This window comes from Marinobacter mobilis, assembly GCF_900106945.1.
GTDB classification, from domain to species: domain Bacteria; phylum Pseudomonadota; class Gammaproteobacteria; order Pseudomonadales; family Oleiphilaceae; genus Marinobacter; species Marinobacter mobilis.
The window spans coordinates 151119-166898 of the sequence record NZ_FNNE01000006.1 but is presented as its reverse complement, the minus strand read 5'-3'; the positions used below and the strand labels follow the sequence as shown (position 1 = coordinate 166898).

The following is a 15780-nucleotide window of genomic DNA, read 5'->3' as shown; positions in this document are numbered from 1 at the left end:
CTGTAACCTGAGTCAATTACCTAGGGAGCGACTGAAAATCTCCCCGGTCTGACCCGGCTGCCGGCCAATCCGGGAGATGTTAAAGGCTCCCTTGATAAGCTGGCGATTATTTCTGTTTAGTGGCAGCCTTGTCACCTGGGGCTGGGACTATCCGGCAAGATAACCCGCCAAGCAACGGCGCATACACGGAGCCTGAAAACACACCATGAAGCGCACCGCCTTCTTCATTTCCGACGGAACCGGCCTGACCGCCGAAGCCCTGGGCAACAGTCTTCTGGCCCAGTTCGAGAAAATCCAGTTTGAGCGGGTCACCGTTCCTTACATTGATGATACGACCAAAGCCGCCGAACTGGTGATACGCATCAACAAGGCCGCCGAACTCGACGGCGGCAAACCGCTGATCTTCGACACCATCGTCAACAATGACATTCGCGCGGTCATCAGTGAAGCGAACGGCTTCATGGTGGATATCTTCGGCACCTTTCTGCAACCGCTGGAGTCCGAGCTCAGCTCGTCATCCTCTTACTCCGTGGGCAAGTCCCACGCCATCAGCAACGAGAGCAATTACGAGCGACGCATCCATGCGGTCAACTTCGCTCTGGATAACGATGACGGCGCCCGCACCCGCCAGTACGACGAGGCAGACCTGATTCTGGTCGGTGCCTCCCGCAGCGGCAAAACCCCGACTTGCCTGTACCTTGCCCTGCAATACGGCGTCAAGGCGGCCAACTACCCGATCACCGAGGAAGACCTGCTGGACGAGAAACTGCCAGAAGCCCTCCGCCCTCACAAAGGCAAGATCTTTGGCCTCACCATTGAACCGGAACGACTGGCGGTCATCCGTAATGAACGCCGCCCCAACTCCCGGTATTCCTCACTGAAACAGTGCATGCACGAAATTGAGGAAATCGAGTTGCTGTACCGGCGGGAGCGGATTCCTTTCATGAATACCACGGCCTATTCCGTGGAAGAAATCGCCACCCGCATCATGGTAACCACAGGATTACAGCGCAACCGCTGATGGCGGTCGCGCTGACGCCCCTCAGAGCTCTTCGATCGACAGCCCCAGAGATTCCGCCACAGCGCGGCTCTCGGGGTTTGTCACCACCGCCACACTGGCGTTCTCCGGCACCAGCCAGGTTGTTGCCACACGTTTCAGGTCATCAATCGTTACCGCCAGCACCCGCTCACGGAAACGGCCCTGCTGCTCAGGTGTGCGGCCGAACAAGCGATTATAGAACGCATTACGCGCCTCACCCGCCGGCGAGCGCGGCTTATCAAGCTGCCCGATAACCCCCAGAATGGACTCTTCGAGCTCCTGGGGATCGTGATCTGCGTCCTGCAACCACTGCAGAGCATGATCAAAATCAAGCAGAGTGTCCGCCAGGCGCGGGTCACGGTAAGAGAAGAACCGGAAAGTACCGTTGATGCTGTCCTGGCCGGCACCACCACCGTAAGCGCCGCCCTTTTCACGGATCGCGCGGTGCAGGTAACCGTTGCGCAGGAAGCCGCCCAGTACCGTCAGGGCCGCCGCATCGGGATGGTCCACCGCCACGGTCGGGTAAGCCTTGGCGCAGAAGTTCACCTGGGTCGAGGTCAGCCAGGCCTGCCGGGTCTGGTAACTGACCGGCTCCAGAGACCAACGCTTACCAGCCTTGTGGTCAGCGACCTGCCACTGCGTGCGCAGACTGGCCACCATCGGCTCCAGCTGTTCCGCTTCACCGATCACCAGATACTCGAACGGCTGTTGCTGGATTCGCTGATGCAGCCCGGCCAGACGCTGGCACAGGGATTCCAGCGCGGCCGTGTCTTGCAGGGAATCATCAAGGCCCTTGATGCCACGAATCGCCTCCAGGCCGCCAAGCCGATAGGCCAGCCAGGCACCGGAACTCAGCCCCTGGGACGCAGCGCCCATGGCCAAAGCATGACCACTGCCGGTGACCGCCTGTTCGCGACGGGCGCGAACCTGAGCGATCAGCTCACGTATACGCTCGACCTCATCAAAACGCGCGCCTTCAAACACATCCCGCAGCAACTGACCAAGAGCGTCACGGTTCCGGGCCAGAGCCTTGCCATTGAAGATCAGGTAACCGTTCAGGTCCTGGACATCATCAATGCGGCCACGGGCGGAGGTAAACGCCGAGATGCCACCGGATTCCGCTGATATCCGATCCTGCATCTGCAGATAATCAAGATCGCCACAACCCACTTCGGTTACGCAGGTGGTGTACAAGGGCAACAGCAGCAGCTCTTCGTCACTCAGTTCAGGCAAAGGAACCACCGCCTGCTGATACACAAGGCCATTGGTACCCTGGGCATAGAGCGTGGCCGGGAATCCATCGACGGCTTGCGCCTTGGGCTCCGGCATCTGCAGGGGCACGTCGGCGAGACCGACCTTGGGCAGGATCGAGTCATCGTCCTTGCTTTGCTGACGAGCCTCGAGGGCGGCCGCCTGGTCAACGATCTGGCGAATATCGTCTTCACTCAACGCAGACTTACGCTCGGCCAGAGCATTGGCAATGGCTTCCTGACGACGATTATCGAGGTGCTCATCAGGACGCAGGGTCAAGGTGACCCGATGGGGATTATCCAGCAGCTTCCGGCGCACCAGGTTGGGGACATACTGCGGATCCTTGATTTTTTCCCGCAGGTCCACCAGCACCGGCTCCAGGTCCAGCAAGGCAACCGGATCTCCGCCATGAACCATCGGGGAGATCGCGCTCATGATCAGCTGCAACCCGTAAGGGAATTGGTCGCCAGCGATTTCACGCTGGTGCAGTTCCAGCTGATGCAGAATGGCTTCCAGACGCTCTTCACTGACGCCCTCTTGCGCCACTTTCTCAAGGGTTTCCAGTACCAGCGACTCCAGCTCACCATCACGCCCCGGCTCGCTGCCTTCGACACCGCAGACAAAGGTCATCTCCCGGTTGGAGTCTTCCAGACCGCACAGTGGCGACGGGGAATGGCCGATCGTAGAGGTCTCCAGCGCCCGCATCAGGGGCGAGGCGCTGTTTTCCAGCAACACATTCGCCAACAGGTGCGCTTCGAGATTATCCTGCAGATCAAAACTGTGATCGAGTAACCACCCCATCACAATGTGGGTCTTGTGATCGGTCGGCTCACCTTCACTGACCGCATAGCCATGCTCCACGTTGAGCGGGGTAAACATCCGCTTCTCATCACGGACTGGCAGCTCGACTTTCTGGTGATCAAAACGGCTCAGCACCTGCTGCTCAAAGCGCTCGTGGTGCTCCCGCGCGGGAATGTCACCGTAGGTGGCGAACAGCGCATTGCTGGGGTGATAATGGTGACGATAGAACTTCAGCAGGTCGTCATAAGACAGATCCACAATGTGGTCCGGCTCGCCACCACTGTTGTAATGATAGGTGGTGGTCGGGAACAGATGACTGGACAGCTGCTGCCATAACTGGGACGTCGGCGCACTCATGGCGCCTTTCATTTCGTTGTAGACCACACCACGGTACACCAGCGGCGTACTCGGATCGTCAGGCTTCTCGAATTCCAGGCGGTGACCTTCCTGGGCAAAATCCAGCGGATCCAGCTTGGAGAAGAACACCGCATCCAGGTAGACCGACAGCAGGTTGTCGAAATCCTTGCGGTTCTTGCTGGCAAACGGGTAGGCCGTCCAGTCGCTGCTGGTAAAGGCATTCATGAAAGTATTCAGCGAGCGCCGGATCATCATGAAAAACGGATCGCGGACCGGGTACTTTTCACTGCCACACAGCGCCGTATGCTCCAGAATATGGGCAACGCCGGTGGAATCCATCGGGAAGGTTCGCAGGGCAACGAAGAAGACATTCTCGTCATTATCTGCAGCCATGTGCAGGTGACGGGCGCCGGTCTTGCGATGTCGGTATTCCTCGACGGTCAGTTTAAGGGTATCAATCCGGTGGCTTCGAAGCTGCTCAAAGGCCGGATGGACCGGGTGATCACTGCCTGCTGTCATGCAACTGTCCTGTCTTTAATTCATTAAGGCTTGTAGGGTAACACGTTGTATGGATTATCATGCAGATAACGGGGGCGCGCCATGGTTCTTCTCAATCACAGCGATAGCCGCCTCCCATGTACTGCATTCCCATAATGGACAACAATACGAACGCCTATGACTGCTGACAGCACGGAAACCGCCTCCGCCTCGCCTGCCAACACCTCCAGCGATGCCGCCCTGCCGGCCGCAGACGTTGCTGCCTACTGGGCCGAACGGCGCCAGTATCTCGAACGCATCCGCAAGGTGCCGGAGATTCGCCGGCGCTACCTGCGGGCCAGCACCATCTACCTGGTCCGCCGCATCCTCTGGTCTTTCGGTTTTTTCCCGGTGTTCCTGGCGTTCTGGCTGCCACTGGTGATGGCGAGTTTCAATCCGGTCGTGATGGTCAGCGAGCTGCTACCACTGCTCCACGACTTTGTTAACGCCAACCCCGAAGTCCAGGCCAATACCCTCAGCACCCTGATCATCGCCTGGCTGTCTGTCGGCTTTTTCTTCCTGGTGTTCGATTTGGTGTTAACCCCGTTCAAATCGCCCTATCAATATGAGGCCGATGTCTACATGAAAGCCTGGGAACAGCTCAACCATGACAAACTTCCCGACAAAGTGTGATTTGGCCAGCAAACTCGCAAAGTTCAGTCACTTTTCGTTACATAACTTAACGGTTAATCGCTAGTATAAAACCTCGATATTTTTGCGGGTGACACGCAAACGAGAGGTTAGCGATGGTCGATGTAAGACCACTTCTGTTCATAAACGCCCTGGCCATCATGCTGTTGGTCACCGCCGGTTTCGCATCCATTCGGGATACCCAGGGTTTGCCTGCGATCAGCGAACAGGCAGAACACCAGGCGCCTCCTGCCGAGGCCGCCGGACCGCTCAGCATTCCCCGGAACAGCAGCGTATTTGTCGCAGAGACGGCACCCACTGAGCCACCCGCTGGCTCAGCGCCGTCGGTCGATTCAGAGCCCGCCGCCCATTCAAATCCATCAGCCTCCGCAGACTCAGCACGGCCAGCTGATTCACTGACACCCATAGGCGCGCTGCCGGTCGAAAACGTCGCAGTCGCCGAAGCTCCCCGGATCCTGGACTCGGAAATTGATGCGCAGGCCGATACCCCAGACACCATGGCCGGTCAGACAGCCACCGTCATGACGCCTGCGCCCGTTGCGGCAGTCGCCGGTGCTCCGGGCACCGAGCCGGCAGGTCGCCGGCCAACGCCTCAGGCCATCCCGATCGCCACCACCCGGCGCCCGTCCCGCGGACATCTCACCCTGCGCTCCAACGTCCATGACGATCAGGTCACCATCAATGGCAAGCCCTACGGCGCCACCCGACTCGATGTCACCCTCGAGCCAGGGCGCTATGACATCGAAATTCGCAAGGACGGCTATTCGCCCTGGACACAGACAGTCGCCCTGGATGCCGGTGAAGAGCTGACCCTGGTTGGCCAACTCGACCGTTACACCCGGGTCGATTATCGCGGCGGCACCTGGATCGGCGGCGTCAAAACCGGCGATGGCAGCTACAACGAGGCCGACGGCCTGCGTTACGAGGGCCATTTCATCAATGGTCGCTTCCACGGAAAAGGCAGCGCCTGGTATGCCGATGGCAGTCGTTACGAAGGCGACTGGGTAGAGGGGCGCCGGGAAGGTGAAGGCAGCTATACCGATGCTGACAACACCCGTTATACCGGTCAGTTCATCAACGATCAGTTCAACGGCCAAGGCACCCTCTCCCGCCCGAATGGCGACATCCTGACCGGGCAGTGGCTCAACGGTAACCTGAACGGTCACGGCTCACTGACGACCGGCAGCGGGATGCTCTATGTTGGTGAATTCCGGAATGGCGAATTCCACGGCGCCGGCACCCTGACCTACCCCGATGGCCGCTCCTATGACGGCACCTTCTCCAACGGCAAGTTCCATGGCCGCGGCAGCGAGGTGTTTGCCAGTGGCAAGAAGTACGAAGGAGAATACGTCGACGGCCGCTTCCATGGTAAGGGCCTGCTGCTGAACCCCAATGGCAGCTCGATCGAAGCGACCTTCCGCCATGGCGATCCCTATGGACAGGTACGATTAACCACGGCGGCCGGGGAGATCTTCACCGCCCGGACCTCCGAACCCGGCGTCTGCTACCGGGAAAACAGCTACCGGGCCACCCAATGCCCGCAGCTCGAAGGCTGGTGAACAGACAAGTCCACTGAAAACATGCAGGGAAGCAACGTTCCGGACCGGACAACCGGGTATACCTGCGATTTAAACAACGCTGTAACAGGTAGAGGTTCTAGCATGGCGATCAAGAATGCACTTCTGGTTGACGACTCCAAGGTCGCGCGTTTTGCCCTTAGCAAACTGCTGGAAGGCCGGGAAATGGCAGTCAATATGGCGGGCTCAGCCGAAGAGGCGCTGGACTACCTCAATAACAATGATCGCCCCGATGTCATTTTCATGGATCACCTGATGCCAGGCATGAACGGCGTTGAAGCCACCAAGGCCATCAAGGGCAATCCGGCAACCGCCGGCATTCCGATCATCATGTGCACGTCGAAAAAGTCCCAGTCGTTCATGGACGAGGCACGCAATTTCGGCGTCTACAACATCCTCACCAAGCCACCGCAGGACGAGGGCCTCACGTCATTGCTCGACCAGCTGTCCAGCGACGTACAGGAAGGCACCTTGCCGGAGGCGCCAGAGCTGGCCGAAGACACCGTCAAGCAAGGGGATGACGACGCCGTGCACTTCCCGGACGATGCCGCCGTTGAACTCACCGCCGAGACAGCACCCGGGCCCGCTGGCGCACCCCAGGTTGTCCCGCTGACCAGCGAGCTGATCGAGCAGATTGCCCGCTCCGCGGTCAAGACCCACATCAACAACCGCCTGCACGAACTGCTCAGCTCTTTGTTCGACGAGCAGTTCGACCATCTCAAGCGAGCCCTGGATGAAGCCAGCAAGCGGCAGGATAACGCCGTGGAAGAGCGACTGGCAGCACTCTCCGCCCTGGTGGAGCAACGCACCAGCCACCTGCACGACGACGTTGCAGCCGAGGTCAATCTCAGCCTGAGCCGCGAATTGTCCGAGCTGAAGCGGGACCTGGCCAACACGGGCGGCTTCACCAGCGACGACCTCGCCGAACTGAAGGATCACATAACCAACGTCCAGACGATCGATACCGAGTTCTGGCAAACCCTGCAGTCCGAGGCCATCCAGCAGGCTCATGAAATCTCACGGGAGACGGCGGAGGACATTGCCCAGCGCACCATCGATCTCTACGCATCCCAGCAGCGGGCAGCCACTTCGCGGATCTACACGGTGGGTCTGGCTGTCAGCCTGAGCATCTTTACCCTCGGCATTGCCTGGATGACCGGTCTGTTCGCCTGATCCTTACGCGGTTCAGGCTTCAAATAATTTGCGCCAATCCTCAGGGGTATCGAGATCCCGCTCGACCCCGGCAATCCGGATGCGTCGGGCGCGGACGTCACGCAGAATCACCCCGGCGCCCTGATCCCCTTCCAGCGCCATCACCTGCGGCCACACCCAGCGCGGCAGGTAAGCCGGCACACCGGGTCGGTCTCCGTAGCTGGCCGCTACCGGTTGATCCGGAGTCGTCCGGGCAGCTTCAGCAAGCGCCCTGAGGCCGTCAACGGATAACAGCGGCTGGTCTGCCACCATTACGAACACCCCACAACTACGGCCCGGCAAGGCGCTGACGCCGGCCTTGAGCGAAGCACTGAGCCCCTGAGACCAGTCGTGGGCATAGACCCAGCCAGACACCGGCGCCTTGCAGCGATAACGAACCAGCGGATAGCGGGCCCCACCCACCACGAACACCTCAGGACTGAGCACCCTGGCCAAGCCTATCGCCTGATCCAGCAGGCAGCCCCGCCCCCATCCAAGCAACTGTTTCGCTCGTCCCATACGGCGGGAAGCGCCCGCGGCAAGGACCAGAACCGGGGTGTTTGGGCGTGAATTGACCACGACGGGACCTCCACCTGCAGGTAAAGTAAGGAAATACCGGCAGGTTGCCGGCGCCAGAGTGCTAGATGCAAAGGATTTTTGCTAGAATTCGCTGGTCAATCAAGTACACCTCTACCGGACTCTCCCTGATGAACCATCTTTTCGTGGATAACCTGACCGTCATCGACTTCGCCTATCTGGATGCAAGTCGCGGCCTGGTCGGCGAAAGCTGGATCGTCGATGTGGTTCTTGGCGGTGAACTGGACGACCAGGGCATGGTCTTCGATTTCAGCAACGTCAAACGCACCATCAAGCGGGTGATCGACGAACGGGTGGATCACCGCCTGGTCGTTCCGACGGGATACAGCGGCCTGTCCCGCGATGCTGACCAGCCCGACGCGTTTCGGTGGCAGCTGAAAAATGGCCACTATATCGATCACCATTCCCCCCAGGAAGCTGTGGTCTGGCTGGAGGCTGACCGGGTCGTACCGTCTGCCGTTGCCACACTGCTGCAACAAGAGCTGCATTCAGTTCTGCCCGCCAATGTCATCGACATTGACATCAATCTGCGTGAGGAAGTGATCGAGGGGCCCTACTACCATTACGTCCATGGCCTCAAGAAGCACCTGGGGAACTGCCAGCGCATCGCCCACGGCCACCGCTCCCCTATCCGCATTGATCGCAACAATCACCGCGATCACGCCCTTGAACAGGCCTGGGCAGAACGCTGGAAGGATATCTACGTGGGTTCGGAAGAAGACATTACCACCCGCTTTGTGGACACCAACGGCGTTGGCTATATCCGGTTTGATTACGAGGCCAATCAGGGTGAATTCAGCCTGACCCTGCCCGAGGAGCGGGTATACCTGCTGAACACCGATACCACCGTGGAGCTGATTGCGGCGCATATCGCCGACCAATGCAAAGCTGAGTGGCCGAATGATGCGATTCGGGTCAAGGCCTACGAAGGCGTCGGTAAAGGCGCAATCTCGATCCGCTAGGCCGCACTGGCGCCTCAGAAACACCCACCCCGCTTCCCTTCCCGTCACGCCTGGGCTTCATAACGAAGCCCCTGACCGACCTGAATGCCACCACACCCGCCCAGGAACCGCTGCGGCCAGCCCTCCAATCACAACATGACCCCCCGCCTTTTCGCAGGCACTTTTCTGCAGGCACAAAAAAACCGCCCGAAGGCGGTTTTTTTGATGGCTTTCCGGTGGACTAAACCGTTAAGCCGTATTGGCGTCCCCTAGGGGGTTCGAACCCCTGTTGCCGCCGTGAAAGGGCGGAGTCCTAGGCCACTAGACGAAGGGGACTAGAAATTGGTGGAGCCAAGCGGGATCGAACCGCTGACCTCAACACTGCCAGTGTTGCGCTCTCCCAGCTGAGCTATGGCCCCTCAACGGATGCGTATATTAAGGATCCGCCCCTATTCCGTCAACCCTTTATTTTCATTTTTTTCAATAAGATGAAAATAGCCTAAAAAGCACTCAAATTTATCAAAAATCAATCACTTTCAGCGACTTTTAAGGCAGTCAGGCCACTGCCACCCGGTGACAGCAGCCATTGGACCGACTACAGCGCCGCGAACTCCTTCTCAACCTTCTTGGTTTCCTTCTTGGAGAAACCGCCCAGCACGTTAAGGGCATGACGCAGGCGCGCACGGGTCATATCCGGCCCCAGTAGCGCCATGGAATCCATCACTGACCAGGAGTTCGGTGTACCGGCGATCGCCACAAAGATCGGGAACATGAACTCGCCCATCTTCAGATCCATGGCCTTGGCCAGGTCCTTGATATCGGCAAAGATGTTCTCCTTGCTCCAGTGACGCTGAGCCTCCAGGCGCCACAGCGCGAACTGCAGCACACGCCTGACCTGCCCTTCTTCCAGCTTATTATGGGCAAACTGCTCCGGCTGCAGGTCGAGCATGCCGGAAAACATAAAGGCCGCCATCGGGGCGACATCACTGAACACTTCTGCCCGTCCCTTGACGTGCGGAATCAGGCTGCGCAGGGCATCTTCACGGAACCACCAGTTACTCAGGCGTTCCACAAACTCATCGTCCGAGACGTCCTCTCGCAACCACAGCCCATTAAGCCAACGCAGCTTTTCGACATCGAAGATCGGCCCACCCAGAGACACCCGCTGGATGTCAAAATTCTCGATCATCTCGCCAACCGAGAACTTCTCGCGCTCATCCGGCATCGACCAGCCCATACGGCCCAGGTAATTGATCACGGCTTCCGGCAGGAAGCCCATGCGCTCATAGAAGTTAATGCTGGTCGGGTTCTTGCGCTTGGACAATTTGCTCTTGTCCGGGTTACGCAGCAACGGCAGGTGACACAGCTCCGGCATGTCCCAGCCAAAGTATTCGTACAGCAGCTTGTGTTTGGGGGCGGAGTTAATCCACTCCTCGCCACGCAGCACATGGGTAATCGCCATGGCGTGGTCATCGACCACGTTGGCCAGGTGATAGGTCGGCATGCCGTCAGACTTGAGCAGAATCTGGCAGTCCACCTGGGACCAGTCGATTTCGATGGTGCCCCGCAGCATGTCGTTGATCACGCAGGTACCCTCATCCGGTACCTTCATGCGGATCACGTAAGGGTCCCCCGCTTCAAGACGACGCTGCACCTCCTCGGCCGGCAATTCCAGGTCACCCTTGATGCCCGGGTTCAGGCCTTGGGCCTTGCGTTCTTCTCGGATGACATCCAGCTCCTCGGGTGTACGGAAGCAGTAGAACGCATGCCCCTTGTCCACCAGCTCCATCGCATACTGACGGTAACTGTCCTTACGCTCGGACTGCCGATAGGGACCATGGGGACCACCCACATCCGGACCTTCGTCCCAGCCCAGTCCCAGCCAGCGCAGCGCTTGCAGGATGTCCTGTTCGGACTCCGACGTGCTCCGGGTCTGGTCGGTGTCCTCGATGCGCAAAATGAACTGGCCGCCGTGCTGACGGGCAAAGCACAAATTGAACAAGGCCACATAGGCCGTGCCAACGTGGGGATCACCGGTGGGCGACGGCGCGATTCGGGTGCGTACGGTCATTTATAGGTCCTGTCTAACAGCCAGAGATTGACGGAGCTCGGAACAGCCCCGGAAAGCCCCGCATTATACCGATCAGCACAGGAATTCGCATAAGCGGTTACCGGATACTTCCCAGTGGCCAGCAACTTGTTATATTATAACATTCCAAATTAACAAGCCTCCGGATCTGCATGCGCTTCCCTATAGCCTTTACCACAACACTTTTCGCCGGGGCCACTGCCCTTGCCGCCACCCCCGCGCTGTCCGCCACCACCGAGGTGGTTACCTCCATCAAGCCACTGGAACTGCTGACACGTGCCATTGTCACCGATAACACCCAAGTGACGTCACTGGTACCTGCGGGGGCCAGCCCGCATACCTACCAGATGCGCCCTTCCCAGCGACGGACCCTGGAGACCGCCGACCGGATTTTCTGGGTTGGCCCGGACATGGAAACCTTTCTGGTACGGCTGCTGTCCAGCAGCGAGTTTGAAGGCCGTCAGGTGGCCCTGATGCCAGAGGAACATCGGACCGGAGGGGACACAGACGAGGAAGATAACCATGACGACCATGACCGTCATGAAGAGGAAGCTGACCACCATGATGCACATGATCACAGCGACGGCGAAGACCCGCACATCTGGCTAGACCCGCAACTGGCGCTGGCAATGACCCACACCATTCGCGACCACCTGGCCCAGCTACCGGAGGCAAATGCCGATGCACTGGATAACAACCTGACCCGCTTCGAACACCAGCTGGAGGCCACCGAACAGGACATACGCCAGAAACTGCAAGCGGCAAAGGGCATCAGCCTGTTCACCTACCACGACGCCTTCCGACGGTTTGCCGAGCACTACGACCTGACCATCGCCGGCGTACTTACCCTGAATCCGGAGCGCCCCCCGGGAGCCCGCCACATGGCCGAACTGCAGGATCAACTGAGGAACAGCCCATCGCCCTGCCTGCTGACCGAACCCCAGTTCAATCGCCAATGGTGGCACTCTATCACCCAGGGCATCGATATCCGTCTGGCAACCTGGGATCCGCTGGCGTCTGATATAGAGGCCAATGCCAGCGGCTACCTGCTATTCCAGCAGTCGATGGCCGATGCCGTGCTGGCCTGTTTACCAGAGCAGGCCCAGTAACAGTGGAATGGTGATCATGGCCAGCAACGTCTGACCACTGATGATGCCCGCCATCAAGGGGGCATCGCCGCCCAATTGTCGGGCCAGAATGTAAGATGACGTTGCCGTGGGCAAGGCCGTCAGCAGGATACCCACCTGCAACAGCAGCCCATCAATACCAAGCAGCAGCCCCAGCCCCACAGTGATCAACGGAAACCCGATAAGCTTGGTGACAGATGCCACCAGAAACGGGGTCGAGGCGCCACGCAGGGCCTTGAGTTGCAAGCCCGCGCCCACCGTCATCAGTCCCAGGGGCAGCGCCAGATTGCTGAGGGGCTCGAGAATACCCGCCAGCAACGGGTGAAAACCGATGCCGAAATAGCTCCAGAATACCCCGACAACCGAACCGATGATCAGCGGGTTGGTGATGATCGCTTTCAGCACCGGTTTGAGCCTGACCGGCCCCTGCCCCGCTACAAGGGAGAACATCAGGATGCAAAACAGGTTGATGAACGGCACTTTTATGGCCACGACAATGGCCATCAACGACAACCCCTCATCGCCCAGCAGAATGCCGGCTGTTGCCAGAGCCACATAGGAATTGAAGCGCAGCGCTCCCTGAAAGACTGAGGAGTATACCGGCCCCGGCCAGCGCCAGAATAACTGGAGCACCATCAGCAACGCGATCATTGCCACCAGCATTCCCAATACCAGTGCCACGATATCACCGTACGCCGACGGCGATATCCGCGCCTGCCCGAGCTTGTACACCAGCATGGCCGGAAACAGCACGTAGTAGGTAAACCGTTCAGCCTGGAGCCAGAAGGTGTCCCCCGGGAAGTTCCAGCGACGGAACAGGTAGCCCATCATGATCAGGGCAAACACGGGCACTAAGGCCTGCACCAATACCGGCATTGATAACTCCAGAGACTGAAAGCTGCCCCAGACGACCAGTCATGGACCGTCCGGGGGATAGGCAGAAAGCCCCGCCCCCTAACCGGCGGCGGCTTCCGAGGCCTGGCGAAACCGTTCGATACGTTCTTCGCTGGGGGGGTGGGTCGACAGGTATTCCAGCATCCGCGCTCCGGTGGATTTCTCGGTTTTCCCGGGCGCATCCTGCTTGGCAGCAACCTCGCCGCCTTCGCTAACCGGCCCATCCACGTCATCCCGGTGACGCTCATCTTCGCCTTCGCGCGCCAACCCTGACAACTTTTCCATCATGGTGGCAAAGTGGATCGGGTCGACGTTTGCAGCCCGCATCTGCGCCAGCGCATAACTATCTGCTTCCCATTCATGATTACGGGAAAACTTCGCCTGCAACAACAACGGCGGCAGAGCCACCACAAAATCCTGCACAAACTCGGCATCCCCGGTCAACAAGGTAAACAGGATGGCCACACCACTGCTCTCCAGCAACGAGCGCAGCGAATGACGCTGCTCGACATGGCCGATTTCGTGGAAGATAACCGCCAGTACTTCATCTTGCGTCGCCCCCATATCCAGCAACTGATCGGTCACGACGATAGAGCCGTCGGGTAAGGCGAAGGCATTGGCACCGACCAGACCGCCGTCACGGAAATGCAGCGTATAGCTGAAATCGCTGCCCTCCGGCACGGCCGAGTTCAACAATGCCCGATACTCGGCGCGCACATCCTTGGGGGTTTCGCTGGGGTAAAAATAGAGTTCGTCGAGCTGATCCAGCACCGATGCCCCCAACTCCTCCGACCAGTCGGCCGAGAGCTGGTAGGCCACGCGCTCACTCAGGTAGGGAATGCCACGGGTGACCGTGAGGTAGACCACAGCCACGCACAGGGCCAGCAAAGGCAGGATATAGCGCAGCTTGTGCTCCAGCCGATGAAGACTGAAACCACCGCCACGGTTATCCTGAACCATGGCGTCCAGCTGCCGGTTGTCGGCGGTTTCAAAGAAGCCGCCGTTGGGCAACCCGAGTGTACGCGGGGTATTCCCCACCCGGGAGGGAACCTCCAGCTCTTCAAATGCCATGGTAGGCAGCGTTATCCCCTCGAACAGCACTGCCCCGCCCTCGGCCAGGTAAAGCCTGCAGGCGTGTCGCTGGGAACTCTGACCATCGTAGTAAAAGCCGCTGATGGACTTGTGCATCCTGCTGTTTCCCTATCCGGAGGATTAAAACGCCACGTCGATGTCGAACACATCCGCCACTTCTTCGGCAAAGGCAGACTGTTCTTTGTCCTGAGCTGCGAGGAACTGGTTCAGTGGTGCGTTCACATCCAGCGACATGTTCTCAAGAATGACCCGTGCCGTACGCACCTTGGCCCAGGCGGTCATCAACCCAAAGGTAATGGTGACCATCAGGGTATTGGTGATCAGCACATAGGCCAGCCTCAGGAAGGGTACGTCAGCCTTGATGTGGAATTTGCCCTGATCGATCGAGCATTTACCGAACAACAGGTTGTAACGCCTGCTCTTCAGGTAGGCCCGTGACAGCGGCATGTACAACACGGTCAGAATGATCAGGGGAGCCAGCATCAACATTACGGTGTCCGTAGCCACCGCCCAGACCCACAGGGTGACCAGCAGCGCTGTGGCCAACAACCAGCGCCAGTAAATCACGTAGTAGTCCTTGGCGACGCCGGTATAGCTCACCTCTGCGGTACCAAAGCGGACATTCCTCGCCAGGAATCGCTGGCTGATGAAATCGAAATAAGGCAACAGTCCGAGGAATACCAGCATCAGGATAAGCGATGGCAGCACCAGGTAGGGGTTCACGTTGTCCAGCTCGTCTTCGAGCGACTTGCGCTCGGCACCGCCCTCACCCAGCACCACTTCCAGGTCAGGTTCACGATTCGAACTGCTTTTCCCGGGGCTGGATTGCCCCTTGAACTTGGTCGGTTCTTCCGCTTCAGCAGCCGGCTCAGTGGCTGCAACGGTCAGGGAGGGTTTGCCGGTAGCCAAGGTGGCAGACTTTCCGTCCACTTCCGCCGGGGTGTCATTGGTGGCAACGGGAGCAGGCTCTGCCAGCTCAGCCTGAGGAGCCTCATCAACCTGTTCCGTTTGGGCACCCTCCCAGCCCATGTACTGCTCAATCTCTTCACTGTAGGCTGGCAACATCAGACTGCCGAAAAGCAGAAGCAGCACCATGAAAGGCGGCAGGTACACCCGGTAAGCCCCCCGGTAATCCTTGTTGAACCGGAAACTGATCCCGCGCCACGCCGAATAGCGCAGCTGGAATGACATCACCAGAACAGTTAGCACCGGCGCCAACGCGAGGTAGACCGCCACAAAGCCCAGGTAGGTATAGAGGGCCCAATCTGCCGGGCTGTTATCGGCAATGACAAACACCACCAGCAATGCAAAGGCAATCAGCCGGCTGCGCAAAATTTTCAATGGACTGGCGGTAAAACTGAACGACCCGCCGGCAACCTCTGTGTTGCCGTAAAAATACTGCAGGGTACGCACCTTGGCCCAGGCCGAATAAATACCCAGTGTCATCCAGGTAAGGATGTTATTGACGAACCAGATTCCGAAAAACTCACCAGCCTGCCCGGAAAACTTCACCGGTTCATTGCGGGGAAAATGTTCTGGAACATACGTGGAAGTTGCAGCGGCTTGACTATCGGGTTGGGGGCTGTCTGTCGTCATTGTCACGATTCTTGTGTTTGGTGGAGAGAGGCTCGTCCTA

At 58.8% G+C, this 15780-nt stretch carries 12 protein-coding genes and 2 tRNA genes; 6 read left to right on the top strand and 8 right to left on the bottom strand.

The annotated features are described in order from the left end of the window. The first annotated feature begins 205 nt into the window (after positions 1-205). Positions 206-1021: a posphoenolpyruvate synthetase regulatory kinase/phosphorylase PpsR gene (gene ppsR / locus BLV11_RS10935; protein WP_091813710.1), complete on the top strand. Its 816-nt coding sequence runs from the start codon at positions 206-208 to the stop codon at positions 1019-1021. A 21-nt stretch (positions 1022-1042) separates the two neighbouring features. Here ppsR and BLV11_RS10930 read toward each other — a convergent pair whose 3' ends face one another. Beyond that, positions 1043-3967 (bottom strand): insulinase family protein, encoded by a 2925-nt coding sequence (locus BLV11_RS10930; RefSeq protein ID WP_091813706.1) that lies wholly within the window; start codon positions 3965-3967, stop codon positions 1043-1045. 156 nt (positions 3968-4123) lie between these two features. Between BLV11_RS10930 and BLV11_RS10925 the strand changes: the two genes are divergently transcribed. The 3 genes from BLV11_RS10925 to BLV11_RS10915 all read left to right on the top strand — a co-directional run bounded on the left by BLV11_RS10925 (position 4124) and on the right by BLV11_RS10915 (position 7386). Next, positions 4124-4618: a hypothetical protein gene (locus BLV11_RS10925; RefSeq protein ID WP_091813703.1), complete on the top strand. Its 495-nt coding sequence runs from the start codon at positions 4124-4126 to the stop codon at positions 4616-4618. Between the two features lie 113 nt (positions 4619-4731). Beyond that, entirely contained in the window at positions 4732-6195 is a 1464-nt protein-coding gene (locus BLV11_RS10920) for a PEGA domain-containing protein (protein ID WP_091813700.1), read from the top strand. Positions 6196-6297: 102 nt separating this feature from the next. Continuing rightward, positions 6298-7386, top strand: coding sequence for a response regulator (locus BLV11_RS10915; RefSeq protein WP_091813698.1), 1089 nt, complete (start codon positions 6298-6300; stop codon positions 7384-7386). A 12-nt stretch (positions 7387-7398) separates the two neighbouring features. On the opposite strand, the gene BLV11_RS10910 is transcribed toward BLV11_RS10915, so the two are convergent. Next, positions 7399-7983, bottom strand: coding sequence for a nucleotidyltransferase family protein (locus BLV11_RS10910; RefSeq protein WP_245726000.1), 585 nt, complete (start codon positions 7981-7983; stop codon positions 7399-7401). Between the two features lie 128 nt (positions 7984-8111). Here BLV11_RS10910 and BLV11_RS10905 point away from each other — a divergent pair, with 128 nt between their 5' ends. Then, positions 8112-8963 (top strand): 6-carboxytetrahydropterin synthase, encoded by an 852-nt coding sequence (locus tag BLV11_RS10905; RefSeq protein WP_091813695.1) that lies wholly within the window; start codon positions 8112-8114, stop codon positions 8961-8963. Between the two features lie 239 nt (positions 8964-9202). Here BLV11_RS10905 and BLV11_RS10900 read toward each other — a convergent pair. From BLV11_RS10900 to gltX, 3 genes are all read right to left on the bottom strand, one after another. Next, positions 9203-9278, bottom strand: a tRNA-Glu gene (locus BLV11_RS10900). A gap of 7 nt (positions 9279-9285) precedes the next feature. Next, a tRNA-Ala gene (locus BLV11_RS10895) sits at positions 9286-9361 on the bottom strand. 176 nt (positions 9362-9537) lie between these two features. Further along, positions 9538-11013, bottom strand: a complete 1476-nt coding sequence (gene gltX, locus BLV11_RS10890; RefSeq protein WP_091813692.1) for a glutamate--tRNA ligase — start codon at positions 11011-11013, stop codon at positions 9538-9540. A 170-nt stretch (positions 11014-11183) separates the two neighbouring features. On the opposite strand from gltX, the gene BLV11_RS10885 reads away from it, so the two are divergent. Then, positions 11184-12140, top strand: coding sequence for a zinc ABC transporter substrate-binding protein (locus tag BLV11_RS10885; RefSeq protein WP_091813688.1), 957 nt, complete (start codon positions 11184-11186; stop codon positions 12138-12140). On the opposite strand, the gene BLV11_RS10880 is transcribed toward BLV11_RS10885, so the two are convergent. From BLV11_RS10880 to BLV11_RS10870, 3 genes are all read right to left on the bottom strand, one after another. Further along, entirely contained in the window at positions 12120-13034 is a 915-nt protein-coding gene (locus tag BLV11_RS10880) for an AEC family transporter (protein WP_091813685.1), read from the bottom strand. The two genes, BLV11_RS10885 and BLV11_RS10880, sit on opposite strands and share 21 nt — an antisense overlap. A gap of 78 nt (positions 13035-13112) precedes the next feature. Further along, positions 13113-14240 (bottom strand): M48 family metallopeptidase, encoded by a 1128-nt coding sequence (locus tag BLV11_RS10875; RefSeq protein ID WP_091813681.1) that lies wholly within the window; start codon positions 14238-14240, stop codon positions 13113-13115. A gap of 24 nt (positions 14241-14264) precedes the next feature. Continuing rightward, positions 14265-15740 carry a YjgN family protein gene (locus tag BLV11_RS10870; protein WP_091813677.1) on the bottom strand — a complete coding sequence of 492 codons (1476 nt, stop codon included), beginning with the start codon at positions 15738-15740 and terminating at the stop codon, positions 14265-14267. Positions 15741-15780: the final 40 nt, after the last annotated feature.

Coding starts and splice junctions, on each gene's coding strand:
- BLV11_RS10915 (WP_091813698.1), top strand. CDS start 6,298: ATGGCGATCAAGAATGCACTTCTGGTTGACGACTCCAAGGTCGCGCGT.
- BLV11_RS10925 (WP_091813703.1), top strand. CDS start 4,124: ATGACTGCTGACAGCACGGAAACCGCCTCCGCCTCGCCTGCCAACACC.
- BLV11_RS10885 (WP_091813688.1), top strand. CDS start 11,184: ATGCGCTTCCCTATAGCCTTTACCACAACACTTTTCGCCGGGGCCACT.
- ppsR (WP_091813710.1), top strand. CDS start 206: ATGAAGCGCACCGCCTTCTTCATTTCCGACGGAACCGGCCTGACCGCC.
- gltX (WP_091813692.1), bottom strand. CDS start 11,013: ATGACCGTACGCACCCGAATCGCGCCGTCGCCCACCGGTGATCCCCAC.
- BLV11_RS10880 (WP_091813685.1), bottom strand. CDS start 13,034: ATGCCGGTATTGGTGCAGGCCTTAGTGCCCGTGTTTGCCCTGATCATG.
- BLV11_RS10905 (WP_091813695.1), top strand. CDS start 8,112: ATGAACCATCTTTTCGTGGATAACCTGACCGTCATCGACTTCGCCTAT.
- BLV11_RS10930 (WP_091813706.1), bottom strand. CDS start 3,967: ATGACAGCAGGCAGTGATCACCCGGTCCATCCGGCCTTTGAGCAGCTT.
- BLV11_RS10920 (WP_091813700.1), top strand. CDS start 4,732: ATGGTCGATGTAAGACCACTTCTGTTCATAAACGCCCTGGCCATCATG.
- BLV11_RS10875 (WP_091813681.1), bottom strand. CDS start 14,240: ATGCACAAGTCCATCAGCGGCTTTTACTACGATGGTCAGAGTTCCCAG.
- BLV11_RS10870 (WP_091813677.1), bottom strand. CDS start 15,740: ATGACGACAGACAGCCCCCAACCCGATAGTCAAGCCGCTGCAACTTCC.